The sequence below is a fragment of the Agrobacterium sp. CGMCC 11546 genome (genome assembly GCF_013365515.1).
Taxonomy (GTDB): Bacteria; Pseudomonadota; Alphaproteobacteria; order Rhizobiales; family Rhizobiaceae; genus Agrobacterium; species Agrobacterium fabrum.
The window spans coordinates 1,281,541-1,307,556 of sequence record NZ_CP047387.1; the positions used below are offsets into that span (position 1 = coordinate 1,281,541).

25 protein-coding genes and 1 pseudogene are annotated in these 26,016 nt (G+C 55.9%); 14 read left to right on the forward strand and 12 right to left on the reverse strand.

What is annotated here, in order from left to right; genetic code table 11:
• Window positions 1-102: 102 nt before the first annotated feature.
• The 3 genes from GSF67_RS06440 to GSF67_RS06450 all read right to left on the reverse strand — a co-directional run bounded on the left by GSF67_RS06440 (window position 103) and on the right by GSF67_RS06450 (window position 3,958).
• Window positions 103-1,413, reverse strand: coding sequence for a homoserine dehydrogenase (locus GSF67_RS06440; protein WP_006316330.1), 1,311 nt, complete (start codon window positions 1,411-1,413; stop codon window positions 103-105).
• Between the two features lie 61 nt (window positions 1,414-1,474).
• Window positions 1,475-2,695 (reverse strand): LL-diaminopimelate aminotransferase, encoded by a 1,221-nt coding sequence (locus tag GSF67_RS06445; RefSeq protein ID WP_035216734.1) that lies wholly within the window; start codon window positions 2,693-2,695, stop codon window positions 1,475-1,477.
• Between the two features lie 303 nt (window positions 2,696-2,998).
• A complete protein-coding gene (locus GSF67_RS06450) occupies window positions 2,999-3,958 on the reverse strand; it encodes a nucleoside hydrolase (protein WP_035216786.1) in 960 nt (319 codons plus the stop codon).
• A gap of 182 nt (window positions 3,959-4,140) precedes the next feature.
• On the opposite strand from GSF67_RS06450, the gene GSF67_RS06455 reads away from it, so the two are divergent.
• Window positions 4,141-4,944, forward strand: a complete 804-nt coding sequence (locus tag GSF67_RS06455; RefSeq protein ID WP_006316333.1) for a TSUP family transporter — start codon at window positions 4,141-4,143, stop codon at window positions 4,942-4,944.
• 56 nt (window positions 4,945-5,000) lie between these two features.
• On the opposite strand, the gene GSF67_RS06460 is transcribed toward GSF67_RS06455, so the two are convergent.
• The 8 genes from GSF67_RS06460 to hemN form a co-directional block, all read right to left on the reverse strand.
• On the reverse strand, window positions 5,001-5,696 hold the full coding sequence (locus tag GSF67_RS06460) for a hypothetical protein (protein ID WP_006316334.1): 696 nt from the start codon (window positions 5,694-5,696) through the stop codon (window positions 5,001-5,003).
• Between the two features lie 278 nt (window positions 5,697-5,974).
• A complete protein-coding gene (locus tag GSF67_RS06465; protein WP_035216790.1) occupies window positions 5,975-6,904 on the reverse strand; it encodes a lipid A biosynthesis lauroyl acyltransferase in 930 nt (309 codons plus the stop codon).
• 5 nt (window positions 6,905-6,909) lie between these two features.
• Entirely contained in the window at window positions 6,910-7,938 is a 1,029-nt protein-coding gene (locus tag GSF67_RS06470) for a zinc-binding dehydrogenase (protein ID WP_006316337.1), read from the reverse strand.
• A 142-nt stretch (window positions 7,939-8,080) separates the two neighbouring features.
• Entirely contained in the window at window positions 8,081-9,361 is a 1,281-nt protein-coding gene (locus GSF67_RS06475) for a beta-ketoacyl-ACP synthase (RefSeq protein ID WP_006316338.1), read from the reverse strand.
• A 12-nt stretch (window positions 9,362-9,373) separates the two neighbouring features.
• Window positions 9,374-10,570, reverse strand: coding sequence for a beta-ketoacyl-ACP synthase (locus GSF67_RS06480; protein WP_006316339.1), 1,197 nt, complete (start codon window positions 10,568-10,570; stop codon window positions 9,374-9,376).
• Window positions 10,571-10,778: 208 nt separating this feature from the next.
• Window positions 10,779-11,258 (reverse strand): 3-hydroxyacyl-ACP dehydratase FabZ family protein, encoded by a 480-nt coding sequence (locus GSF67_RS06485; protein ID WP_006316342.1) that lies wholly within the window; start codon window positions 11,256-11,258, stop codon window positions 10,779-10,781.
• 89 nt (window positions 11,259-11,347) lie between these two features.
• Window positions 11,348-11,632 (reverse strand): acyl carrier protein, encoded by a 285-nt coding sequence (locus tag GSF67_RS06490; protein ID WP_003495848.1) that lies wholly within the window; start codon window positions 11,630-11,632, stop codon window positions 11,348-11,350.
• A 114-nt stretch (window positions 11,633-11,746) separates the two neighbouring features.
• Window positions 11,747-13,096, reverse strand: a complete 1,350-nt coding sequence (gene hemN / locus GSF67_RS06495; RefSeq protein ID WP_006316343.1) for an oxygen-independent coproporphyrinogen III oxidase — start codon at window positions 13,094-13,096, stop codon at window positions 11,747-11,749.
• Window positions 13,097-13,309: 213 nt separating this feature from the next.
• Between hemN and fnrN the strand changes: the two genes are divergently transcribed.
• Window positions 13,310-14,035 carry a transcriptional regulator FnrN gene (gene fnrN / locus GSF67_RS06500; RefSeq protein WP_006316344.1) on the forward strand — a complete coding sequence of 242 codons (726 nt, stop codon included), beginning with the start codon at window positions 13,310-13,312 and terminating at the stop codon, window positions 14,033-14,035.
• A gap of 463 nt (window positions 14,036-14,498) precedes the next feature.
• On the opposite strand, the gene GSF67_RS06505 is transcribed toward fnrN, so the two are convergent.
• Complete coding sequence (locus GSF67_RS06505) at window positions 14,499-15,026, reverse strand: hypothetical protein (RefSeq protein WP_010972659.1); 528 nt, start codon at window positions 15,024-15,026, stop codon at window positions 14,499-14,501.
• 38 nt (window positions 15,027-15,064) lie between these two features.
• Between GSF67_RS06505 and GSF67_RS06510 the strand changes: the two genes are divergently transcribed.
• The 12 genes and pseudogenes from GSF67_RS06510 (at window position 15,065) to GSF67_RS06565 (ending at window position 25,945) form a co-directional block, all read left to right on the forward strand.
• A complete protein-coding gene (locus GSF67_RS06510) occupies window positions 15,065-16,924 on the forward strand; it encodes an alpha/beta hydrolase (RefSeq protein ID WP_006316346.1) in 1,860 nt (619 codons plus the stop codon).
• Window positions 16,925-16,955: 31 nt separating this feature from the next.
• A complete protein-coding gene (gene sfsA, locus GSF67_RS06515) occupies window positions 16,956-17,675 on the forward strand; it encodes a DNA/RNA nuclease SfsA (protein WP_006316347.1) in 720 nt (239 codons plus the stop codon).
• A 31-nt stretch (window positions 17,676-17,706) separates the two neighbouring features.
• Entirely contained in the window at window positions 17,707-18,540 is an 834-nt protein-coding gene (map, locus tag GSF67_RS06520; RefSeq protein WP_169539112.1) for a type I methionyl aminopeptidase, read from the forward strand.
• Window positions 18,541-18,553: 13 nt separating this feature from the next.
• A pseudogene (locus tag GSF67_RS26285) lies at window positions 18,554-19,207 on the forward strand (RadC family protein); the annotation flags it as partial.
• Window positions 19,208-19,513: 306 nt separating this feature from the next.
• Window positions 19,514-20,884 (forward strand): hypothetical protein, encoded by a 1,371-nt coding sequence (locus GSF67_RS06530; RefSeq protein ID WP_006316350.1) that lies wholly within the window; start codon window positions 19,514-19,516, stop codon window positions 20,882-20,884.
• Between the two features lie 96 nt (window positions 20,885-20,980).
• Window positions 20,981-21,154, forward strand: a complete 174-nt coding sequence (locus tag GSF67_RS06535) for a hypothetical protein (protein WP_006316351.1) — start codon at window positions 20,981-20,983, stop codon at window positions 21,152-21,154.
• Window positions 21,155-21,168: 14 nt separating this feature from the next.
• Window positions 21,169-21,510, forward strand: a complete 342-nt coding sequence (locus GSF67_RS06540) for a hypothetical protein (protein WP_006316352.1) — start codon at window positions 21,169-21,171, stop codon at window positions 21,508-21,510.
• A 209-nt stretch (window positions 21,511-21,719) separates the two neighbouring features.
• On the forward strand, window positions 21,720-22,400 hold the full coding sequence (locus GSF67_RS06545; RefSeq protein WP_176072011.1) for a hypothetical protein: 681 nt from the start codon (window positions 21,720-21,722) through the stop codon (window positions 22,398-22,400).
• A 364-nt stretch (window positions 22,401-22,764) separates the two neighbouring features.
• Window positions 22,765-22,941 (forward strand): hypothetical protein, encoded by a 177-nt coding sequence (locus GSF67_RS06550; protein WP_006316355.1) that lies wholly within the window; start codon window positions 22,765-22,767, stop codon window positions 22,939-22,941.
• A gap of 37 nt (window positions 22,942-22,978) precedes the next feature.
• Window positions 22,979-24,448, forward strand: coding sequence for a P-loop NTPase fold protein (locus GSF67_RS06555; protein ID WP_006316356.1), 1,470 nt, complete (start codon window positions 22,979-22,981; stop codon window positions 24,446-24,448).
• 34 nt (window positions 24,449-24,482) lie between these two features.
• Window positions 24,483-25,208 carry a hypothetical protein gene (locus GSF67_RS06560; RefSeq protein WP_006316357.1) on the forward strand — a complete coding sequence of 242 codons (726 nt, stop codon included), beginning with the start codon at window positions 24,483-24,485 and terminating at the stop codon, window positions 25,206-25,208.
• A 35-nt stretch (window positions 25,209-25,243) separates the two neighbouring features.
• Window positions 25,244-25,945 (forward strand): DUF2971 domain-containing protein, encoded by a 702-nt coding sequence (locus GSF67_RS06565; RefSeq protein ID WP_128821994.1) that lies wholly within the window; start codon window positions 25,244-25,246, stop codon window positions 25,943-25,945.
• Window positions 25,946-26,016: the final 71 nt, after the last annotated feature.

The window sequence follows — 26,016 nt, forward strand, 5'->3', positions numbered from 1 at the left end:
GCTAAATAGTTTTTTGATATCCCCGCGAGGTTTCACGATGAAAAAAGGCCGCGCATCCACACGGAAGCACGGCCCTCGGCTTTGGACAAATCGTCAGGCGTTTCAGGTCCGCTCGATGCGGATGACCTGCGGTTCGCTGACGAGATATTTCTCGTTCTTGATCGCCTTCACGGCCTTGCGGATCGCATCTTCCATCGTCGCATGGGTGACGAGGATGATGGTCTGCGGCGCGCCTTCCACATGCACGCGCTGGCGCTGCACGATGGATTCCAGCGAGATGTTATTGTCGGCCATGCGGGTGGCGATGGAGGCGAAGACGCCCGCCTGATCCTTCACCGTCAGACGGATGAAATAACCGCCCTCATGGCTCTTCATCTTGGCGCGGCGGTACTCCGTCAGTGACTTGGCCGGACGGCCGAGCACAGGCACCTGCTGGGCGCCTGGACGGCTCTTGGCGATATCGGCGATGTCACCAAGCACGGCAGACGCCGTGGCGTTGCCGCCGGCACCCGGGCCGACCATCAGCAATTCGCCGAGAATGTCGGATTCTATCGCCACCGCATTGGTCACGCCATCCACCTGGGCGATGACGGAATCGAGCGGCACCATGGTCGGATGCACACGCTGTTCGATACCGGAGTCCGTCACCTGCGCCACACCGAGAAGCTTAATGCGGTAACCAAGCTCGGCGGCTGCCTGAATATCCTCGATGGAGATATTGGTGATGCCTTCGAGATAGATGTCGTCGGCAGCGATCTTGTTGCCGAAGGCAAGCGTGGTCAGGATCGACAGCTTGTGCGCGGTGTCGTTGCCTTCGATATCGAAGGCCGGATCCGCTTCGGCATAACCGAGCCGCTGCGCTTCCTTCAGGCACGCCTCGAACGACAGGCCTTCCTTCTCCATCTTGGTGAGGATGTAGTTGCAGGTGCCGTTCATGATGCCGTAGATGCGCGACACATGGTTGCCGGTCAAGGATTCACGCAGCGCCTTGATGACCGGGATACCGCCAGCCACCGCCGCCTCGAAATTGAGCAGCGCGCCCTTGTCCTCGGCAATGGTCGCCAGTTCGACGCCATGTTTGGCGAGCAGCGCCTTGTTGGCTGTCACCACATGGAGACCACGCGAAAGCGCTGCCCGCACCGCATTTTCCGCCTGTCCAGAAGCACCGCCGACCAGTTCGACGAACACGTCGATATCGGCTTCACTTGCCATCTGTTCGGGCGTGTCGAACCAGGTAATACCCTTGAGATCGATGCCGCGGTCACGCGAACGGTCGCGCGCGCTCACCGCAATAATCTCAATCGCACGTCCGCAGGTAATCGCAAGTTCGTTGCTTCTCTGCTGGAGGATGCGCACGAGCGAAGCGCCGACAGTGCCGAGCCCCGCTATGCCGATTCTCAATGAATCTGCCATGGGTATGTTCCTGATTTGCTGGTGATGGTGGCGGCCGAGGCCCGGCCGCCTTCGGTTGCCCTTATCTGTGGGCGTTGAGCGAAACGACATTGTGCATCGTTTCGTCAGCACTCGACAGGAAACGCTTCAGATTGCGCGCCGCCTGACGAATTCGATGCTCGTTTTCCACGAGCGCGAGACGGACGTAGTCATCGCCCATTTCGCCAAAGCCGATGCCGGGAGCAACGGCGATATCAGCCTTCTCGACCAGAAGCTTGGAGAACTCCAGGCTGCCGAGATGGCGGAACTTTTCCGGGATCTTCGCCCAGGCGAACATCGTCGCTGCCGGCGGCGGAACCTCAAAACCGGCCTTGCCGAACGTATCGACCATGACATCGCGGCGGCGGCGATAGACGCTGCGCACTTCGGCGATGTCGGAACCATCGCCGTTGAGCGCATGCGTCGCCGCCACCTGGATCGGCGTGAAGGCGCCGTAATCGAGGTAGGACTTCACGCGGGTCAGCGCCGCGATCAGCCGCTCGTTCCCGACGGCGAAGCCCATGCGCCAGCCGGGCATGGAGAAGGTCTTCGACATGGAGGTGAACTCCACCGCAACGTCGATCGCACCCGGAACTTCGAGAACTGAAGGCGGCGGATTGTTGTCGTCGAAGTAGATTTCCGAATAGGCAAGATCGGAGAGCACTATGATTTCGTGCTTCTTCGCAAACGCGATCACATCCTTGTAGAAATCGAGCGATGCGACATGCGCCGTCGGGTTTGACGGATAGTTGACGATTAGCGCCAGCGGCTTCGGGATGGAGTGGCGCACGGCGCGCTCCAGCGGTCCAAAAAAGCTGTCGTCAGGCTCGACATTCATCGAGCGGATAACGCCGCCCGCCATCAGGAAGCCGAAAGCGTGGATCGGATAGGTCGGGTTCGGGCACAGGATCACGTCGCCAGGTGCTGTGATGGCCTGCGCCATATTGGCGAAACCTTCCTTGGAGCCGAGCGTGGCGACAACCTGCGTATCGGGGTTCAGCTTCACGCCGAAACGGCGGGCATAATAGCCGGCCTGTGCGCGGCGAAGGCCGGGAATGCCCTTGGACGAGGAGTAACGATGGGTGCGCGGGTCCTGAACGACTTCGCAGAGCTTGTCGACGATGGCCTTGGGGGTCGGAAGGTCAGGATTGCCCATGCCGAGATCGATGATATCGGCCCCGGCCGCTCGCGCGCTCGCTTTCAAACGGTTGACCTGTTCGAAGACGTATTGCGGCAGACGCCGGACCTTATGAAACTCTTCCATCACTTTCCTCATGGGAATGAACCGGTTCTGCCGGCCCATAACGAAGGTTCGTTTTTTGTTTTTAAACGCCGCCGACACGAACCGATCCGACAGGCGTTATTCATTGTAGCGCAAAGCACGCGAAAACCTACAAGGCTTTTCTCGGCCCCCCGCGGCATCACAATCATCCGCCAGTGCCTCGGGCACAGCCTTTTCAGCCCCTTCGGCAAGGTGGATCACGTAATGGGATCAAGGAACTTGCATAACGCCAGATTCTGGGAAAATGCAAGGCAGGCCATGCTCAAGAACGGCCATTCCTGTCGTTCAGCCGCGCTCGCCCTTCACAATTGCCGCGCGGATGACCGAAAGCACGCGCTCCGGCTTGATATCCGTGCAGATGAGCTGGCTTGGATGCCCATCCCAGTCACCCGGTGGAAAGGCGCGGCCATCCGGCTTCTGGATCGTCTGGCCATCGGCAAGGCCACCGCAGACGACGCGCACCGGGCCGCTGCGGGTCGTAAACAGCTCAGACGCCACGAGATAGACGCAGGCGCAGCTGTCATGCACCACCATGCCATCGCCGGTGCGGGTCTTGTAAAAATCGATGTAGAATTGCGACAGGTCAGAAAGCAGCTGTACGGGCTTGCCGCCGGCTTCAGCCATCTCCGCCATGAAAGCGCTGGTCATTACCGTTTTTGTGGTGACATCGAGACCGACGACCACCACGCGCCACGGGGCGGTGAAGACGAGATCGGCCGCTTCCGGATCGCCGTGAATATTGGCCTCGGCCGCCGGCGAAACATTGCCGTTGATATCGAAGGCGCCGCCCATGACGATGACCTGCTTCACCAATGCCGCAAAATCCGGCTCCTCGCGCAATGCCAACGCCAGATTGGTCATGCGGCCAACGGCGATCAGCGTCACCTCGCCGGGATTGGCCTTCACGGTCTCGATAATGAAGCGATGCGCGGGACGCGGATCGAGCGGCAGGTCGATAGCTTCAGGAATATCGATATCACCGAGGCCGTTTTCGCCATGAATAAAGGTTGGCCAGTGGCCTTCCTTGCGGGCGGGATCGAAGGTCACGCCAGCGCCTTTCGCAACAGGCGCGGTCATCTGCCATTCCCGCTTGAGGAAAAGCGCATTGCGGGTGGTGATGTCGATGGGGGCATTGCCGAAAACGGTGGTGACGCCGATCAGATCGATATCGGGGTGCCGGTGCAGGAAAAGAAGCGCCATGGCGTCATCCACACCGGGGTCCGTATCGAATATCACTTTATGCATAATGCCCTCATCCATATGTCTCGAGCGCCATCCGTCCTTCCGGCGACGCGCCACGGAAACATAACGATAAGCGGCCACACCGCAATCCCCCTGCCCGCAGCCGAACGCACAGAAAGAGATTGCTTGATCGCACTTTCGGTGAAAGAAGAAGCCCTCTCCTTCCGCCTGCCCGGACATATCAAGTGCAAGACATCACCCTCAACGTTTTTATCGTCCTCTTCTGCGTCGCCATCTTTGCCGGATTTATCGATTCCATCGCCGGCGGCGGTGGCCTCATCACCATTCCCGCGATGATGATCATGGGCATTGCGCCGCTCGATACGCTCGGCACCAACAAGCTGCAGGCGCAGTTCGGGTCGGCCTCGGCCACGCTTGCTTATGCCAGACGCGGCCACGTCAATCTGAAAGAACAATTGCCGATGGGGCTGATGGCCATGGCCGGCGGAATGCTGGGCGCACTGACGGCCGCCTTCGTGCCGGCCGATCTCCTGCGCACCATCATGCCGTTTCTGCTGATCACGATTGCGCTCTATTTCGCCTTGAAGCCGCAGCTCAGCGACATCGACAGCCATCGTCGCATCACACCCTTCGTGTTCGGCCTGATGGTCGCGCCGCTGATCGGTTTTTATGACGGCGTTTTTGGTCCCGGCGCCGGTTCCTTCTACATGCTCGCCTTCGTGGCGCTGGCGGGTTTCGGCATGCTGAAGGCAACCGCCCACACCAAGTTGCTAAACCTCGGTTCGAATTTCGGCGGTTTTGTCGTGTTTGCGATGGGCGGAGCGGTTTTGTGGAAGCTCGGCCTCGCCATGGGCCTTGGCCAGTTCATCGGGGCGCAGGTCGGGTCACGTTTCGCGATGAAAAACGGCGCGAAGATCATCCGCCCGCTTCTTGTTGTTTCCTGTCTCGCCATGGCGACGAAGCTTCTTGTCGATGCATCTTCCGCCTGGTCGATCGCCACGATTTGGGAAACCATCTTCCCGAAATAAGGGATGGTGGAGCGCCTTTTCTCCGTCAGTCAGGCAACAGACAGGCGCCCGCTGGGTCAGCCTGCGGCGCGGCGCCTGCGATCGGCGATTTCGCGGATCACCACCATCGCGCCCACAAGCTTGTAGGCGGAGGAGTAGCAGGGCGACATTTCCAGCGACTTAACGACCGTGCGGCCATTCTCGTCTTCCGCATAGGTATATTTCGACGTATCGCCCTTGAAGCAATTGTCGAGCTTTTCCCTGAGAATGTTCTGGAACCGGTGAACGCCGACCAGCTCGGCGATGTGGCAGCCGATAAGCCCTTCCGGCGCGTTGCGCTGAAATGCATCGAGAGCATTGGCGAAGGAAACACGGTAACCGGGAGACACGATCACCACAGGCTCGTCCAGATCGTTGAGCATGTCCTCATCGAGGATCAGATGACGGTGATGCCACGCCAGCGTATCCTCGTCCTCGTCACCGACGACCTTTGCCTTTAACGGCATGCCGACATAACGATCGACCAGAGTTCGCAGCAGCTCGGAGTTGCGCTGCACGCAGCCAAGATCTTCCGCCTCATGATTGAGGAGATCGATGGCAAAACGGAACTGCTCGCGAATATCTTCGGAACTTTCGGTCTTGCGTCCAACAATCCGCTCGAGGAGCAGCTCCAGTTCACGCTCCAGCACGGCAATCTTGTCGGATTCGTTCTTACCAACGGCAGATTGCAGTTCCGTATAACGCAACCAGAACAACTCAATCAAATCTTTCAACCCAACTCTCCCTGAACGGGCATATGACCCGCTCTCAATGCGAACGGATTAGCCCATTACCCCTGTTTATAGCGTCTGCGCGCTTAAAAATGACGTAACGAAATGCAGGAACGCCGTGAGGATTGATGTTCAAAATATCACATCCACGGGTATTTTTTCAATTTCGATAATCCATGAACGAGAAATGAGGTTCCACCAATATAAAAAAATACCGAAATGCACGAATTCGCGGTCGATTTTTGTGAAATAGCAAAAGACCCGGCCGCACGGCAATCGCCTCAAATCTGGTGCTTCACGTCCCAGCGATCATGATACCAAAGCCATTGGCCGGGATATTCTCGCACCCAGCTTTCCACCTTGTCGTTCAGAAGCTGCGCCGTCGCCTGAATATCGACATTGCCCTTCTGATCCCGGGGAATTTCAACCTTCGGCTCTATTTCCAGCCTGTAGCGATTGTCCGGAAGGCGTATGCAGCGGGCGGGATAGACATCGCAATTGAACTGCCGCACCAGCTTGGCAAGCAGCGGGTTGGTGCGAACCTCAAGCCCGAAGAACTTCGTCGTCAGCCCCTTGCCGAACTTCTGGTCGACAAGCACACCCACACCGCCGCCCTTTTCCAGTTGCCGCGCCAGCGCGAAGGAGGAGCCGGCATGCGACGGCACGAGATTGCCCATGCGTTCCTTGCGGAAATTGAACACCTTGTCGGCCACATAGGGATTGTTCGGCGGCCGGAACAGCACCGTCACATCAAGACCAAAGGCCGAGCCTGCTACCGGCAGCAGTTCGAAATTGCCGCTATGGGCGGTAAAAACGATGAAGGGCCGCGGATTGTCGCGCAATTCGAGAAAGGTCGAGGTACCCTCGACTTCGATGCGGCCGGGTTCGTTCTTTTCCGGGTCGAAATCGAACAGCCGGTCGAGAAACACATATTCCGCCGCAAGCCGGCCCATATTGGCCCAGCTGTCCATGGCGATCGCCAGCCGCTCCTCTTCGGTTTTTTCCGGAAAGGCGCGCGCCAGATTGTAGAGCATCAGCTTGTGGCGGCCGGTTTTCGGCCCTATCAAGCGCGCCAGCCGGTCCGTGGCGCGAATGCCCGCATCGGCCGGAAAAAGCTTCAGCAGGTTGAGAAGGCCAAAGGCGAATGTCGCGATCAGCCACTGCCGGAAGTGGTCCAGTTTCAGGACGATCCGCGTCAGAAATAATTTCAAGGTGGTCAATCCATCCGCAGGACGATCTTGCCGAACACCTGGCGCGTTTCCATGCGCTCCAGTGCCCGGTCGATATCGTCGAAGGTGACTTCGGTGTCGATGACGGGATGAACGATGCCGCGCGCCATCTTCTGCATGGCATTGGCCATGTTTTCCATGCGGCAGCCGAAGGAGCCGAGCAGCTTCAACTGCTGCTGGAACAGCATCATCAGATTGATTTCGGTGGAAACGCCCGAGGTGGAGCCGCAGGTGACGAGACGGCCACCGCGCTTCAGCGAGAACATCGAGGCGACGAAGGTATCCTTGCCGACATGTTCGAAGACAACGTCGACACCCTTCTTTTTCGTCAGCTTGCGCACGACGCCTTCGAAACGATCGGTCCGGTAATTGATGACATGATCGGCCCCGAGCGCCTTCGCCCGTTCAATCTTGTCGTCGGAACCGACCGTGGTGATGACGGTGCAGCCCATCTTCTTGGCAAGCTGGATTGCCGCCGTGCCGATGCCGGAACCGCCGGCATGGATGAGGATGGTTTCGCCGGGCTCGAGCTTGGCATTGTCGAACAGCATATGCTCGACGGTGCCGAAAGTCACCGGGGCGAGCGCCGCAGCAACGGCGTCAATGCCGTGCGGGGCCGGCACGAGCTGGCGGGCGGGAATATTGATCTTTTCCTGCGCGAAACCGTCGAGATGGAAACCATGGACGCCCTGGACATGTTCGCACAGATTGTCACGGCCTTCACGGCAGGGCTTGCAGAGCCCGCAGGTGCGCGCGCCATAGACCGAGACCAGCTGGCCCGGCAGCACATTCGAAACGCCGGGGCCAATGGCCTCGACCACGCCGGAGGCTTCCGCACCGATGGTGAGGGGCATCTTGCGCTTGGCGAAAGCCATGCCGCGCCAGCCCCAAACGTCGATGTGGTTGAGCGCCACGGCCTTGACGCGCAGCGTCACCTCGCCCGGACCCGGAGCATCGGGTTCAGGCAGGTCCACTTTTTCGAGCTTCCGGTCGTCCACGAGTTGAAGAGCGCGCATATTTCAGTCCTTCGCCCGAGGGCGTTATCTAAAAATCATTCCAGCAAAACTCTGTAACGGTTTTGCGGCTGGAATGCGTAATCAAAGAGACGAGAGCGTTTCCGCAGTGCTTTTGGAAACGCTCCTGTTGTGGCGGAACCGGTTAAGCCGGTTCCCGCGTCATGACAAGGCTTGCATTCTGCCCGCCAAACCCGAAGGAGTTGGAGAGAACCGCACCCACCTGCGCATCCCGCTTCACATTCGGCACCACGTCGAGGGTGATGGTCGGATCGGGATTGTTGTAGTTGATCGTCGGCGGCAGGGTCCCGGTCAGCATGGTCTGCAGCGAGAACACCGCTTCCACGGCGCCTGCGGCCGTCAGCGTATGGCCGATCATCGACTTGTTGGACGACAGTGGAATGTTCTTCAGGCCTTCGCCGAAGACGGCCAGCATCGAGCCATATTCCATCTTGTCATTCTCAGGCGTCGAGGTGCCGTGAGCGTTGATATAACCAATGTCGCTTTCGGCCACGCCCGCATCGGCAAGTGCCGCGCGGATCGTCGCGATCGCCGGGCCGCCATCGGGCGAAGAACGCGTGCGGTGGAAGCTGTCGGCCTTTTCACCGGCGCCCTTGATGATGCCGAGAACCTTGGCGCCACGGGCGACGGCGGCTTCAAGCGATTCCAGCACCAGCGTCGCCGCACCTTCAGCGATCACGAAACCATCGCGATCCTTGCTGAACGGCTTGGAGGCCTTTTCGGGCGGATCGTTCTGGGTCGAAAGCGCAGACAGAAGCGAAAAGCGGATCAGCGCCTCGGCGCTGACAGAACCGTCAGTCGCAACCGTCAGAGCGCGCTCCGTGCGGCCCTGGCGGATCGCCTCGACGCCGAGCTGGATCGCAGTCGCACCCGAAGCACAGGCGGTGGACAGAGTGACTGGCAAACCGCGTGTGCCAAAACGGTCGGAAAGACGTTCGGAAATCGCCCCGAAAAGTGCGGCTTCCTGGAATGCCGGATCGGGACGCTGGCGCAACGCCGTCATGAAACGTTCATAAGCGTCACCCGGCTTTGCGGCTGGCGGCGAACGGTCGGCAAGCTCGAAACGGGCGCTCCATTCCGGCTCGATCGGCGGTGCTGCGAGAAACAGCGGCCCATCGAAATCACCCGATATACCCGCCTGCGCCAGGGCCTCGATGGTGGTTTCTCGGGCGAAGGCATAAGAACGCTCGACGGAGTTGGGAACCGGAATATCGATGAAATCGACCGTGCCGCTGATGCGGGTCGAGAGCCCTTCAGTCGGGAAGCGGGTGATCTTGTGAATACCCGACTTGCCTGATGTCAGCGCTGCCCAGTTATCGGCAAGTCCCTGACCGAGCGAGGTGATGATGCCCATGCCGGTCACGGCAACGATCGGGCGACCGAGATGATCCTTAAAATTGGTCATGGTCTTTTCTCCTCACACGTCACGGGACAGGACGGCGACACCTTCGCCGCGCACATGCCCGACGGTGGTGACGACAGCCTCTGTGGCCGCTTCGCCCATCGGCTTTTCCGCAGCCGCATCGAAGGTAGGAACCTTCGCGCCGCTTTCAAGCGTCAGCGCCGCCAGAGCCAGCCCGAGCGGAAACTGCGCCTCAAGTCCATGGCCGGTGACACCACCGAAACCACGAATGACCGAATTTGGCAGCACCTTTTCGAGAATATCCTTCTCGCGGACCGTTACCGCGTCATAACCGCTCGCGCCAGAAAACACGACGGTCCCAGCGCTGTCCTTTGCAGGCGCAAGCAGGCGCTCCATGCGCTTTTCCATCTTGCCGTCATCGCGGCTGCCACGGTCGCCCTCAATGGCGTCGATGCGGGCATAGATGCGCGCGCCACGCTCGCTGGCATGCTTGCGCGATTCCAGCACTAGGAATGCACCGAGCGAACCGGAAATCATGCCGCCGCCGTCCTGGTCGCCACGCGACCAAAGCGGCTGCCAGCCGCCCTGTGCATGTGCGCCGATGGCTTCGAACAGCAGGATCATGTCGGGACGTTCAGCCGAGAAGGCGCCGCCGACAAGGGCGTGGCTCGATTCACCGGAACGAATGCGATGGAACGCGGTTTCGACGGCGGAAATGCCGGCCGCTTCTTCGCCCATGAAGGTGCGGGACGAACCGGTGACCTTGTGCACGATGGAGATGTTGCCGGCCATCAGGTTGGAAAGCTGGGCGAGAAACAGCGTCGGGCGCAGTTCCGTCGTCAGCTTCTCGTTCAGCAGCTTTTCACGGTCGTTGCGCTTCAGCGCCTCATCGACGATCAGCGTGTCGACATTGATGTCGCGCTCGCCGCCGCCGGCGGCAACGATCATGTCCATGGTGGCGCAGGCTTCGGTATTTTCCTTCAGCCCGGCATCATCAAGCGCAAGACCGGCGGCGAAAACGCCGAGACGCTGCCAGTTTTCCATCTGGCGCTGGTCCCCGCGCTTGGCAATCTGTGCCGACCAGTCGATTTCCGGCATGGGATGGACCGGGTAGGGTTTGAATTTTTCGGTCTCGACAACCGGCTCCGGCACGGCGGCTCCAGAAAGAAGCGCCACATGCGCCTGGCTGCCAACGCCGTGACAGGTCACGATGCCGACCCCTGTTATCACCACATCATTGTCAGATTTCATCGTCTGTCATCCTTTGCAGCCGGCCCCGCCGAAACGGTCACGGCTATCCACAGCGGTTGCGAACAACCACTTCATGCGTTGCGGAATAAAGCGCGCGATGCGGATTGGCAATGGCGAAGGCCCGATCCGCCGTCGCGAGACCACGATTTTCATGCATCGAAACCGGGCCGACGGAAAAAACGCCCTCTTTTGAAACGGGCGGAAGCGCTTATTTCTGCGCGTCCGCGGCAATGGCCGCCATCAGGCCAACTTCCTCGGCCCGCTTCTTGACGATGGGACCGAGCGGAATTTCGCTGAACGGCATGGTGCGCAGTTTCAGCTGCGCGTCGCAGACCTTCTTGCCAGCAGAGGTGATCTTCGCCTTGGTAACGGCAAAGCCCGAACCGTCATGCTCCAGCACCGCCTCGATGTCGAGAACGGCGCCCGGCTCCACGAAGGTGCGCATCTTGGCGCCATCGACCGACATCAGGAACGGCATGGACGCAAAATCGGAAAATGCCAGAACCATCATGCCGGAAGCCTGCGCCATGGTCTCGATCAGGAGTACACCCGGAACCAGCGGCATGCCGGGAAAGTGGCCTTCGAAAACCGGGCTATGGTCCGGAACGACCGACTGCGCCTTCAGCGTGCGCGTCGCCATATCCACGGATTCGACCTTGTCGATCATCTGAAAATATTCAAGCAGCATCGGTCCGGCCTGTCTCTGGTCGGTTGCGACCCGCCCAACAGGGCCGGGTTCGGAAAAAGAAATGCCCGCTTGACGCGGGCATTGTCAGATCAGCCCTTGGCGGCGCGCAATTCGTCGATCTTGGCGCAGAGGTTCTTCAGCACGAAGTATTCTTCGGTGGAAACCTTGCCTTCGTTGACTTCCTGCGTCCACTGCTCGAGCGGAATCTTGATGCCGAATTCCTTGTCGATGGCAAAAACGATATCGAGAAAGTCGAGGCTGTCGATGCCCAGATCGTCGATCGTGTGGCTCTCCGGCGTAATGGTTTCGCGGTCGATTTCGCTGGTTTCGGCGATAATGTCGGCAACCTTGTCGAATGTAGCTGTCACGCCCATAATCCTTATTGTCGTTCGTATGAATTGTTCTTTCTGACGCACCACATAGGCAAGTCGCACAAAAAAGCCAATGGTTTCGTGACGTAACTTTGAAATTTGCCCCAAAACTGTTGCCTAAACAGCAACCGAATGACGGCCGCGTCCATTGCCGAGATAGGTGTCGAAGATTGCCGCGATATGACGCACGAAGGGTTTTCCAACCTCGGTCACGGCAAAAACATCGGCGTCCAGACGCACCACACCATCCCTGTCGCCTGCGGCAAACTGTTGCGCCTGATCCCTCACGGAATGGCTCACCTTGCCGAAACGGTGCTGCATGTCCGAAAGATCGATAGAGAAATCGCACATCAGCCTTTCGATGACATGCGAGCGCAAATGATCATCCTGCGATAATTCTATACCCTTCACGGCAGCAAGACCGCCGTCACCCACCATGCGCTGATATTCGCCCGTTGCCACCATGTTCTGCACATAGCCCTGCGGCAACCGACCAACGGATGATGCACCAAGCCCGATAAGCGCATCGGCCGTGTCGGTCGTATAGCCTTGGAAATTTCGGCGCAGGGCACCCGCTTCGGCGGCCTGGCATAAGGTATCCGCCGGCTTGGCGAAATGATCGATCCCGATTTGGCCGTATCCGGCCTGCCTCAGCATCTCGCCCGCCATCGTCATCTGGCGGTAACGTTCGGCAATATCAGGCAGCGCGTGTTCGGGGATCAGCGACTGGTGTTTTTTCATCCACGGCACATGGGCATAACCGAAAAGCGCCACCCGGTCCGGATTGAGAGAGACGATCTGACCAACCGTCTTCTTCAATGTCTCGCAGGTCTGGAACGGCAGGCCATAAAGAATGTCGCAATTGACCGAGTGCACGCCCCTCGCCCGCACCGCATCAACGACGGATTTCGTCTGTTGGAAGGACTGGATACGGTTGATGGTTTTTTGCACTTTGTCATCGAAGTCCTGCACACCGAGGCTTGCCCGCGACATGCCGACGGCGGCAAGCGCATCGTAACGGCCGTCATCCAGATCGTTCGGGTCCATCTCGACGCTGATTTCGGGGTCTAGCCCGAAGGTGAAATGGCGCCGCAGACAGTCCATCAGGCTGACCATGTCATCAGGCTTGAGCATGGTGGGCGAGCCGCCGCCGAAATGCACGGCACTCACCACCGCATCGGGCGAAACAAGTGCGCCAACGGCGGCAATCTCCTGCTTAAGTGCTTCCAGATACACGGCAATCGGCTCGTATTTCAGCGTGTGCTTGGTGTGACAGGCACAGAACCAGCAGAGCCGGTCGCAATAGGGAATGTGCAGGTAAAGCGATATCCGGTTCCTGTGGTTGAGCGCGCCGAGCCAGCCGCGATAGGTCGTGTCATCGATTCCCTCGTGGAAATGCGGAGCGGTCGGATAGCTGGTGTAACGCGGCACTGCACCCGAATATTTGCGAAGAAGTTCCGTATTCATCACCGGATTTGCCTTTTATCAAGAAAATGTCGATTTCCTTCCTTTCAGTAGCGGCTGCGACAGTTTGCAACTTTGACTTCAATCAAATTGCGCCATAAGTTCTTGCTAAAGTAGACGCGGGGACGACGGCTACATGGCTCACGCCCTTAAAGAGACCGGATTTGATATCCAAGGTCGCATTTCGTCCCTAAAAGCCAGCATTGGAAAAGGCTTATGGACACGCTGCAGAAGACCATCCACAATTCGGAATATCCCGTCGTATGCCGCTCCTGCGAGGCGCGTCACGGCGGTCTCTGCAGCACGTTGACGCCGCAGCAGCTCTGCGACCTGAACCGTCACTCCAGCCGCAAAAAACTGGAAGCCGGCAATGAGCTGCTTGGCCAGGGGGAGCTCGTCACCTCCTATGGCAACATCCTCAACGGCGTGGTGAAGCTTTCGAAAATGATGTCAGACGGTCGCCAGCAGATCGTCGGCCTGCAATTCGCACCGGATTTTCTTGGCCGCCCGTTTATGGCGGAAAGCAAGATGACGGCGGAAGCTGCGACCGATGTGGAGATCTGCCTTTTTCCGCGCCGTATCGTCGACCGTATGGTCACCGAAGTGCCTGATATGGAACGCAAGCTGCACAGCCAGTCCCTGAAAGAACTGGACGAGGCGCGCGACTGGATGCTGACGCTGGGGCGCAAATCGGCGCAGGAAAAGGTTGCCAGCTTCCTTTATATGATCGCCACCCATATCGACCCGGAAAATGACGACAAATCATGCTTCGATCTGCCGCTTTCACGCGCCGATATCGCTGACTTCCTCGGCCTCACCATCGAGACCGTTAGCCGGCAAATGACTAAGTTGCGCAAGGAGGGCACCATCCGCATCGAGAACAACCGCCATATCACGGTGCCGGATCTCGAGGTTCTGAGCGAAGCCGCTGGTAACGACTGACGAAACTAGCCCTTTCACCGCCCGTGAAGTGCGGATGCCCCGAAATCGATGTGTGGCGCCCGCGCCTGAGCGGGTGCGAGCGCAAAACCGGCAAGAACCAGCAAAGCGGCGATGCATTTCATGATATTTCACCCCGTGCCCCGCTGTTTCAGCGGCCTGTTTGTTATGGCCGCATCCTAAGCGACAAACCGCCTCCATCCGCTTAACATCTTGGGTAAGCGGATGGTTCAGAGGCAGGGTAAAGAAGGGGTTAGGATTGCCGAGAACGGCAGCACCCTTAGCCTTTAATGTCGCTATGGCAGGCTCGGCATCGCCGCTTGTTTCTTCTCCCCGCCGGGGAGAAGAAACAGGATGCACCCGCTCGCTTCATATGCAGCCCCTTGCTCATGACAAAGGGTCCGTTTGGGTATTGGAGGACGGCAAGGAGCAGTCCCGGGAACCGTTCAAAATGCGCGGTCAAATCTCACTGCGAAGCAGCAGGCGTCGCAACCGGCTTCTGGTTTTCGACAAGCGCCCGCAGCTCGGCCACCCGGCGTTTGTATTCGGCTTCCGAAATCTGGCCGTTGCGCCGTGCCGCACCAAGGTTCGAAAGGCTTTTTTCCATCTTGGAGGCCTCGTCATCGCCCATCTGGCTGCCTGCGGCCGTCAGCGGCTGGGAAAAGGTCGGATAGGTGCCCGTATCGCGCTTCTGGCTGACTGCGTTGTCGCTGACGGGGCGCGGGCCAACGATTTCGGTCGTTGGGCGGCGCATATGGGCGGGTGCGACGATCGGCTCCGGGGCCTTGCAGGCCGCAAGCGTGGTGGCGAGCATGGCGCAGGAAAGCGAAAGCACAGCGATTCTCGCGGCATTTTCCGCATATGTTCCGAATGTGCCCATCTGCTTGCCCATCGTCATGTTCCGCCTGTAAGGATATCTTCCGATATCGAATTCGACTGCGGTTCGGCGCTTTACGAGCCTCCCCTTGCTGGTGGAACTTGTATTCGTTTTCATGCAGAATGTGCAAACACAAATTTGGTGGAGGATCGTGCATGGCAGGTGTTGACGGCGGGGCTGGGAAAAAGGGTGGCAAAACGCCCGGCTTCGACGCCAGTACCGCCGAGGCCTACCTGATCCGCGACCCCGAAACCTTCGCGATCAATGTCGCCCGCGCGCTCGAAAACCTCGGCAAGGCCGCCTCCGAATGGCTGGCGCCGCGCGAACGCGGCGAAATTCCACAGGCAAGCGCCGATCCGGTAACCGATCTGGTCAAGACGCTGTCGGATGTCGCCGAATATTGGATGGCCGAACCGAAGCGGTCGCTGGAGGCGCAGACCCATCTTCTCTCCAGCTATTACGATCTTTGGACGAAGTCGCTGGTGCAGTTTTCCAATGACGCCGATTCGCCCCCGGAAAATGCGACCGAAAGCGGCCCTGCACAGCGCAGAAGCAAGCGTTTTGCCGATGCCGACTGGCAGACCAATCCGTTCTTCGATTTCCTGCTGAAAGCCTACCAGACCACCGTCGGTTTCGCCGACCGGATGGTGACGGAAGCCGATGGGCTGGATGAGCATACCCGCACCAAGGCGCTGTTCTACATGCGACAGGTGACGGAGGCGCTTTCGCCGGCCAATTTCGTCTTCACCAACCCGCAGGTTTTTCGCGAGACGGTGGCCTCCAGTGGCGCCAATCTTGTCAAGGGTATGGCGCAGCTGGCCGAGGATGTCGCGGCCGGCAATGGCCATCTGAAACTGCGCCAGACCGATTACAGCAAATTCGTCATCGGCCAGAACATTGCCGTCACGCCTGGGAAGGTCGTGGCGAAAAGCCCGCTCTGCGAAATCATCCATTATGCGCCGACGACGGAAAAGGTCTTCAAACCGCCGCTGCTGATCGTGCCGCCCTGGATCAACAAATTCTACATTCTCGATCTCAACCCGCAGAAATCCTTCGTCGGCTGGTGCCTCGAGCAGGGCCACAGCGTGTTCATGGTCTCCTGGATCAACCCGGACGCCGGCCTCGCCAACAAGGGCTGGGACGATTACATCAATGAGGGCATCGATTTTGCCCTCGACACCATCGAGGAGCGCACCGGCGAGAAGCAAATCAACGCCATCGGTTATTGCGTCGGCGGCACGCTGTTATCCTCGGCGCTGGCGCTGCATGCGCAGCAGGGCAATGAGCGTATCCGCAGCGCCACGCTGCTCGCCGCCCAGACCGATTTCATCCATGCCGGCGATCTCAAGGTCTTCATCGATGAAGGCCAGCTGGCGGCGCTGGACAAGCACATGCAGGCGGTCGGTTATCTCGATGGCTCGATCATGGCCACCGTCTTCAACATGTTGCGCGCTTCCGACCTCATCTGGCCCTATGTGGTCGATAATTACCTGCGCGGCGCCGAGCCCCTCCCCTTCGATCTCCTCTACTGGAATTCCGATTCGACCCGGGTGACGGCCGCCAGTCATTCCTTCTATCTGCGCAATTGTTACCTCGAGAACAATCTCGCCCGCGGGCTGATGCGCGTTGCCGGCAAGCGCATCAATCTCGGTGATATCACCATACCCGTCTATGATCTCGCCACCTGCGACGATCATATCGCGCCCGCCAAATCGGTCTTCACGGGTGCCGCGCTGTTCGGCGGGCCGGTGGAATTCGTGCTCGGCGCGTCAGGCCACATTGCCGGTGTCATCAACCCGCCGCAGCTTGAGAAATACCAATATTGGACAGGCCCGTCACCATCAGGAGACTTCGAGGCCTGGCAGGCGGCCGCCACGGCCCATAAGGGTTCCTGGTGGATGCACTGGCAGAACTGGATCGAAAGCCAGAGCACCGAGAAGGTGAAGGCGCGTAAGCCGGGAGACGGCAAGCGCCCGGTGCTCGGCGACGCGCCGGGAACCTACGTCCTTTCCTGATCTCATCCACCACTCTCATTTTTCAGGCCACATGCTCTTCACGCCTCCGCTCATTCCCGCCACACTGATTTCCCGCTACAAGCGTTTCCTGTTCGATGCCGTTCTGGAGGACGGCACGGCGATTACCGGCTCCTGCCCCAATACCGGCTCCATGCGTGGGCTGACGACACCGGGCTCCCGTATCTGGCTCTCCGAGCATGACAGCCCGACCCGCAAGTACCGGCACATGTTTGAAATGGTCGAGGCCGATGGCACCGTGGTCGGTATCAATACCGGCATGCCGAACCGGCTGGCGGAAGAAGCGATCCTGAATGGCCGCATCCCGGAACTGGCCGGCTATTCGACAATCCGCCGCGAACAGAAATACGGCCGCAATTCCCGCATCGATTTCCTGCTGTCGGAACCTGGTCGGCCGGATGCCTATGTGGAAGTGAAGAACGTGCATTTCATGCGCGAGAAGGGTCTTGCCGAATTTCCTGATACAGCCACCAAACGTGGCGCCAAACATCTGGAGGAACTGGGTGACGCAGCGGAAGCTGGTTACCGCTCAGTGATGCTCTATCTCATCCAGCGCGACGATTGCGAGCGGATGCGCATCTGCGCCGATCTCGACCCCATCTATGCACTGGCGTTTCAGCGGGCGATGGCACGCGGTGTGGAGGCCTATGCGGTGAAATGCGCGGTCTCGCCGACACAAATTTCGGTCAGCGGAACGGTTAAGATGGACGAATGGCGTCCGGCTGTTTTATGAACAGGGACGTAAAGACACAGAAAGCACTATGATGGTCACCTATATCGACGCAGCCTCCGCCCCCCTCAAGAACACGGGCGTCATCCGCCTCTATACCCCTGAGGATTTCGATGGCATGCGCAAGGCGTGCCAGTTGACGGCGCGGTGCCTCGATGAGCTGGCGGCGATCGTCAAGCCCGGCGTGACGACCGACGCCATCGACCGTTTCGTCTTCGAATTCGGCGCCGACCACGGCGCGCTGCCGGCCACGCTGAATTATCGCGGTTACACGAAATCCGTCTGCACCTCGATCAACCACGTCGTCTGCCACGGCATTCCGGATGAAAAGCCGCTGCGTGATGGCGATATCGTCAATATCGACGTCACCTATGTACTTGATGGTTGGCATGGCGATTCGAGCCGCATGTATCCTGTCGGCCAGATCAAGCGCGCCGCCGAGCGGCTGATGGAAGTGACCTATGAATGCCTGATGCGCGGTATCGCGGCAGTGAAGCCCGGCACACGCACCGGCGCGATCGGCGCGGCGATCCAGGCCTATGCGGAAGCGGAACGCTGCTCCGTGGTGCGTGATTTCTGCGGCCACGGCGTCGGGCGTCTGTTCCACGACACGCCCAATATCCTGCATTACGGCCAGCCGAATGAAGGCCCGGAAATCCGCGAGGGCATGATCTTCACCATCGAGCCGATGATCAATCTCGGCAAGCCGCATGTGAAGGTTCTCTCCGACGGCTGGACGGCGGTGACCCGCGACCGCTCCCTCTCCGCGCAATATGAACATGCCGTCGGCGTCACGGCCACCGGCTGTGAAATCTTCACGTTGTCGCCGGGCGGCTTCGATCGCCCGGGCCTGCCGCCGCTCGCATAAGGCCAGACCGCCTATGGCAAAACGCCCTGCCCTGCCTTCCGCCGATCTTTCCCCGACGTCAGGCTTTGAGGCTGGCGAAGGCGATCTGTTCAACGGGGCGGATGAGCGCGGCTTTTTCGCCGAACCGCGAAGCGCGCCAAAGAAGGCCGCGCGGGCCGTGACTGCCACAGAACAGGAAGCGGATGCCGCTCACTATCACGGCCACCGCGACCGGCTGCGGACACGTTATCGCGATGGTGGTGATGCAGCACTTGCCGATTATGAATTGCTGGAACTTCTGCTGTTTCGGCTGATCCCGCGACGCGACACCAAACCGATTGCCAAGGCGCTCATCGCCCGTTTCGGAACGCTCGGCAGCGTACTCGGCGCCCCGTTGCCGCTGTTGCAGGAAGTGAAGGGGGTCGGCGAAGCCGTGGCGCTTGATCTAAAGCTCGTCGCCTCCGTTTCCCAGCGCATGCTGAAAAGCGAAATTCGCAATAAGCAGGTTCTCGGCTCTTGGTCGTCGGTGATCGACTATTGCCATGCCGCCATGGCCCATGAGACGCGCGAGCAGTTCCGCATCCTCTTCCTCGACAAACGCAACGTCCTGATCGCCGACGAGGTGCAGGGTCAGGGAACCGTCGACCATACCCCGGTTACGAACCGGGTGGTCTTTGGAAGAGGTCTCGCTCCATGCGAATGGAAATTAAATCATTATTTTACAGTGACTTAATAGAAATACGGACACTGATTCAGACGCGATTTAGGTCTTCTGACACCCTTATCCTGCTAATAAAATCGTCAATAATTTTCCCCACCCACTTCCAGCGTAATTTCGACGCAAAAACTTGTTTTGAAAACGAATTATTTAGCGATATCAAAGCGTTATTGACATCTTGGCTCGAAAGTGCTAGAAACTTAGCATCATCAAAAAATTTGAGAGTGTTTGAACGGGTCGGGGAGACCCGCGACTATTTTATTGCGAGTTAATTTCATGACCAGAACCCAAACAGCAAAGGTAAAGAGACCCAAATATCTGTTTCTCAGGGGCGACACATATTACTACGTGCGGAATATTGCCCCGCGTCACCGCCATCGGTTTCCCGAGATGAAGGGAAGCCAGATTTGGCGCTCACTCGATACAAAAAACTACGCCGACGCCGTTATGCGGTTGGAGCTTGTCACCGCTAGTGACAACGCGGTGATGAAGGGTGAATTGCCAGTCAAAGCAGGTCACACCTTCGCTGACGTGATCGAGTACGCGGAGAAGCATAAGTACGCCTACAAAAGCTCCGGTGAACTGTACCTTCAGGAAATCGCCTCAAGCGTTCGCGAAATGGCATCTCGACTGGCGGCAACCCAATTCCTAAGCCACCCTACCCCATTGGATATCGCTGCCAATGCTGGAGCAGAAAAGCCGCCCGGTATGAAGCTTCAGGAAGCCTATGAACGCTACTTGGAAATCACGCCAGAGTTCACGATTGATCTGAACGAATGGGACGCCGATCAGAAGATCAAACGCTACGGGCGGGCTGTTTCAGACTTTATCACGCGTATGGGCGACCTTGATATTCTGGAGATCAACGAAGCAATAGCTTCCGATTACCATCTCTCAGTCAAAACCGATGTGACTCAAAGAAAATTCCAATCGGAACACGGCGAACGTCTGATTTCCACAGTGCGGAAAATCCTGAAAGCCGTGCTGAAAAAGAACTATCAGCAAACGTTCACTGCGATGGACGGATTGCAGATCAAAATCAAGGATTCGGGTAAGCGTAGCGCATTTTTGGAAAGCGAAGTCAGGAAGATTGAAGAAGCACTCCCCTCGTCTTCTATGAGTGACGAAGCGAAAGCCATCATTCGGCTCGCGCTGATCACCGGATGTGGTCCGAAGGAACTGTGCTGGCTTACAGCCGACGACCTTCACGCTTCAGCCAAAACGCCACACATAAAAATCGGTCCAAATTCTTTGCGCGCTTTCGTCAAGAAAGGCGAAGACAGGCACCGGGATTTGCCGATTTGTACGGCTGAAGGCGTCGAAATTCTCAAACGGTTCCCAAGCGGTTTCCCGTCATTCCAGACAGGGAAAGGACCACATAAACTCAACGCTCAGATAGGACCGTTTTTCGCATCGGTCACGCCCGGAAAGTCCCTGTATTGCGCTCGACACCGGCTCGATGACCTCTTGAAAATTGGTGGCGTCGATCTTGGCATCAAAGCCGCCATCAGCGGTCACTCGCTAGGCGGTCATCTCCATTATTATGGAAAATCTGGCAACGGCTACACCCTCAAACAGAAGAAGGAGGCAATTCTACAGGCTCTCGCATCCGCACCATTGAAAGAAGAACAAGAGAACGAAAACTAACCCCAAAACAGCAACAGGACCATGACCGCCGCGAAGCCCTGAAGGGCAACTACATCATGAACACGTCATTGTTTCCGTCACCACGGATAGCAACTGATGGAAAACATCACCCTCGAAACGCTCGTGTACGACAGAAAGGCACGAGAGAATTTTTTCTATGAATACGACCGGCTAATCGGCTGGTGCAAGGAATTCGGCTACTTCGAAGCAGCCTTAGACCACAAACGAAACCGCCAACGAATTTGGGCTGAAGTCGCCCTTCTCGACTAAAATAGGAAATACCAATGAATAAAACCAATAACCCCAAAGTGCCCTCTTTCATTGAAAGGGCAATCGAAAATGATCGTAAAAAACTGACCATTATCAAAGATGAAGCAACTCAAATTTTCGAGGAAGCTACCCCGAACGACAATCCGGCAGCAAGTCTGGCACAGAGCGCAATTCAAGAAGTTGACGCTGCACTAGAGCACTACGACAGAGCGCTTGAAAACCCTGATGATCAGAAAATTGCAACAGGCTGTTTCAGTCGAGCATACCCGCACAGGGTCAAGGCAGAAGAGCTTTTAGCAAAAGCTAGGGCGGCTTTAATCGATCCGATCTATCCAAAGAAGGACCAGCTTCCATGACCTCAATCACAATGGTTTGGTATGAGGCGGCGATACTCGGTTTGGTCGTCTTCTATGTTGGCTACGCAATGGCAAGGAATTCTTGATGTCCACAGTCTCAGTTCCTCTTTTCATCGCTGCAATTCTTGTTCTGTTCATAGTCGGCATTAAGTGCGCAAGGTTCATGAACTTTTGGGACGTTGTTCGTGCACCAGAAAGAGAAGCCACAGTTGTCCAAAACTATCTCGATGAAGGTGACGCCTATATTCGGGCGCTCAAATCTCAAGCGCAAGAAACAGCTAAATAGAGACGATCCTGCAATTCAGTCAGCATGGATTATTCTCCGCTTAAAAGGCTTCGGGTTCTCTCCTTCCCGAAGCCTTTTTTGTTGCCCGCATAAATACCCCTTTATCAGGGTATTTTTCATGTGGCTCTATCAAGGAAAGGAATTCACTTCCGCTGACATCTCAAACTTCTACGGCTTCGTCTATCTCATCACCGAGACTGCCACCGGTCGCAAATACATCGGTCGCAAAGCCTTCCGGTCAAAACGCACCCTTCCCCCGCTGAAAGGTAAATCCCGCAAGCGCTCGAAGATCACAGAGAGCGACTGGCAAACCTACTACGGCAGCAACACGACCCTGAAAGAACTGGTTGCCGCAAACGGTCCAGATGGCTTCAAGCGCGAAATCCTGCATCTGTGCCGGTCATCTTCAGAATGTGGCTACTTCGAAGCGAAAGCCCAATTCGATCACGATGTCCTTTTGGACCCTGCCTATTTCAACGACTGGATTATGTGCAGGGTGTCGCGCAAACACGTCAAAAATCTAAATACTCCTGCCATCAATCGACAGACAGGAGAACCACGACCATGGACCATCAACGATTTGCTGAATTCGAAGCTATGCTGAAGGACGCTAAGAGCCTCACGCAAGAAATGCTGAAGCTGACTAAACGCGATTTGGAGAAGCTGGCTGAGATGGGGAAGCGCCTTGGCGGGGACTAGCGGCAAGAATGAGTTAATACTATATATAGTAGGCTTTACTTCTGAAGCGCCCTAGAGACAATAAGGCGTCCATCAACATTTGGAGGTAGAGCGTGTGAAAAGGCATCAGGAAAGTAAAGCGGTTAAACTGCCTACCGAAGCCACTACGCACAATTTATTTTGGTTAAAATTCGGTTTCAATCTACTGGTTGACCCAACAACCATTTGTCGCCAAACTGCGAAGCAGCAAGCAGCACCTTCATTTGTTTTTTAATGGAAAGGTGCGCCCAATGCCCAAGATCACCATAAAATTCCTGGGACTCGAAGTCACTGCGCAGGGTGTGCTCTCGGTAGTGCTTGCTTCGGTCATCGCGCTCACTGCATTAGCAGTAATCTGGGCATATCTGGAAAAGGGAGCTATCCCCCGCAAAAATAGTATTGCAAGCCAAACTCAACGCATGATTTAGTTCATGTTGGGTAGATTACATATCAGGCGGGCTGAACTTGTCATATTGGATCGAGAACCACGATAAACTTGGGCGGGCTGAAGAGTCGGAATATATAATCAGGTTTCTTCAGCAGCGGGTTGCTGAGAGAATTGGACGCGGCAAAACCGGATCATATGTCCTCAATATTGATGCGACGTGGGGTGAAGGCAAAACCTTTTTTATGAAAGGGCTATTTGCTGACCTGAAAGAAGCTGGACATCCAGTGATTATGATCGATGCATGGCGAGACGACTTTTCGGATGATCCGTTGACAGCCGTTGTCGCTGAATTCGATCGGTTTCTGACAAATTTTCACTCAAAGGATCGTTCAGCAAAAAGAAGGATCAAAACCGCTACAAAAAACTTCCGTCGTAACGTGGGAAAGATGTCCCTTCTCATCGGCAAAGGCATCGCAAAACGGGCGACGACCTATGTCGTGGGTGAAGCTGCCGGAGAGCTTGCTGAAACAGCAAAGGAGATCGTCTCCGGAAAAGTCGCAGTCGAAGCAGTGGTGGATGACGCAACAGGTGAAGTGATTAAATTCACCCAAGCACAAATCGACAAGTTTGCCGAACGAAAGTTAGCACAGTTCAACGAAGCGAAAGTCAGCCTCGATAATTTCCAAGCGAGCTTGGCAAATGCTGTGAAGACCCTGTCAGGGGTAGATTTTAAGTCACCGTTTTTCATTCTTATTGACGAACTGGACCGCTGCCGCCCGACCTACGCAATCGAAATGCTAGAGCGGATCAAGCACTTGTTCGAGGTTGAGAATGTTGTGTTCGTTCTAGCCACTGACACAACGCAATTGGCGAATTCAATCAAAGCCGTTTACGGAAATGAGTTCGATAGCCGCCATTATCTGGCAAGGTTTTTTGATCGCTCTTACATGCTTGCGGCACCAGACCGCCTAGAAATGGTAAAATTCCTTCTGAACACGTCAAGCATGGCGGATGACAAACGGACAATGTCCATTGAAGTTGACGAAGCCACATATATTTCGAAAGTCTGTACGCAGTCCGGCATGGAAATCCGTCAAATCGAGAAGGCTATTGATTTACTTTCTGTGATTTGCTCGACGTGGGATGAACCGTTTCCAGTCGAGACGGTGTTAATATTTCCTATGATTGTCGCATTTTTGAAGGGGAACCCATTGGACAGCAAAGAGTCGATTGACGGCTCTTTCCGAGGTAAGGGTTCACTTTTAGCTCTCGCAATTGAAGGGCACAATATTAGAGAACTCTATGGAATAGTAAGCGGATATTTTGAAAAACCTCTGTCAGCAGCTTCTAGAGATAAGGTCAATTTACATAACAACGCTCAGTGGAACGCCCTTAGCCATATTTCTCAGATCGGATACGAAATTCTTGATCAAGAATTTCGAAATGGTCAACGGAGGCACAGAAGACCAGCCTTCGCTTCCTATGCGAACCGGATCAAAATGGCGGGTCGATTTATCCAATCCGACCTCGATCTCGACCAAAAATAAAAACAGTCGCTGAACACGGTATGAATTGATAGTCATGAAGAAGCTCTGGAACCGGATAAATTGGCTTATCATCGCTTTCGTTGTCACGATTGCATACATTACGTTCATCGTCTGGAAGGTTGATTTCTGGAAAATATGGGATTTTTTATCGTCGCCAAACCTGAACGAAGTCGGTGATTTCATCGCTGGCGTCTTTTCACCTCTTGCATTCATTTGGCTCGTAGCGGCTGTCCTTACGCAGAGACAGGAATTGACTGAAACGCGAGATCAATTTGCGGAAAATCAAGAGGTTATTGATAAACAGTTGAGAACGATAAACGAGCAATCCGACTTACTTCAGCAACAACACGAGTTGGCGGAAAAGACGGCTCAGAAGACCTATCGCCTAAGCCTGTTCGAAGAGCGATACAAAATCTACGAAGAGTTTATCGCATTCGGAAAGCGCTACCACGGTCAAAATTATAATGAACCTGCTTATGCCGATTTTCTTGACCTCTTGCAAAAATCTACGTTTGTATTTGGCAAAGATATCGAACACTGGTTTCATGAAATTTCCGAAGCAATTCTTCAAAATCAAGAATTGAGGAAAGCTGGAATAACTCGTAAGTTTGATGTGAACAGCGGGTTTGTAGAGGTATATATTAGTAGTGATGTTGAGGACGAAATTAAGAGATTATCCAGTTGGCTCCGCGAACAGTTTTTTGATGCGGTTTATAGATCTGGAAAATTTGAAAAATCGATGAAAATAAGTGACTATTGAACAGGCGTAAGGAATATTTGGAGGAGTGCGAAAATTTGAAGAAAATCGCTATATTGCCGTCTGCTTCCAAAACATTATACTACTACACGAGCAAAGACTATGCGCTACAGAGTTTGAGAGACAAGCGCATTAAAATCGCGAGATTTACGGAACTCAATGATCCATTTGATTTTCTGGGAATTTCGATGAAAAATGCTGGGCGTTCTACAGAGCTACAATCCTTGAAAGAGGATTTGGACGAATCAACTGGAATAATTTGTATGAGTACCAGTTGGCAAGAGCCGCTTCTTTGGGGACATTATGCGGATAAACACAAAGGAATATGTTTGCAGTTTCGATGCGCCGCAGATGATTGGGAGCGGATTGATTATCGGAAAGAACGTCCAACGCTCAGTACTTTTGAAAAGGATTCACTATCTAAGCTGTCCAGCGAAGACCTAAGACGACTGAGCAAAATGAAGTTCGATCAATGGCAATATGAAAAAGAATATCGGAAATTTGTACCTCTCGAGAACCCAGACTTAGTGACGGGATTTTATTTTCATAATTTCTCGTCGCGAATGATGCTAAAAAAGGTAATCCTTGGCTCTAGATGTGACGTACAAGTTGAAACTATTCATCGGTTGTGTCGTCATGTTGGAGAGAAGGTGAAGTTGATAAAATCAAGTCCCGCCAATTTCTCATTCAGGGTCATTAACGATATTTCTTACAAGCACTGTCTGCCACCTGAAGAGTAATGACCACGAATCCAGCCCGCGCCGCCAACGCCCACACTTTTCCGCACATTCCACTATTGTTGAACAAACTA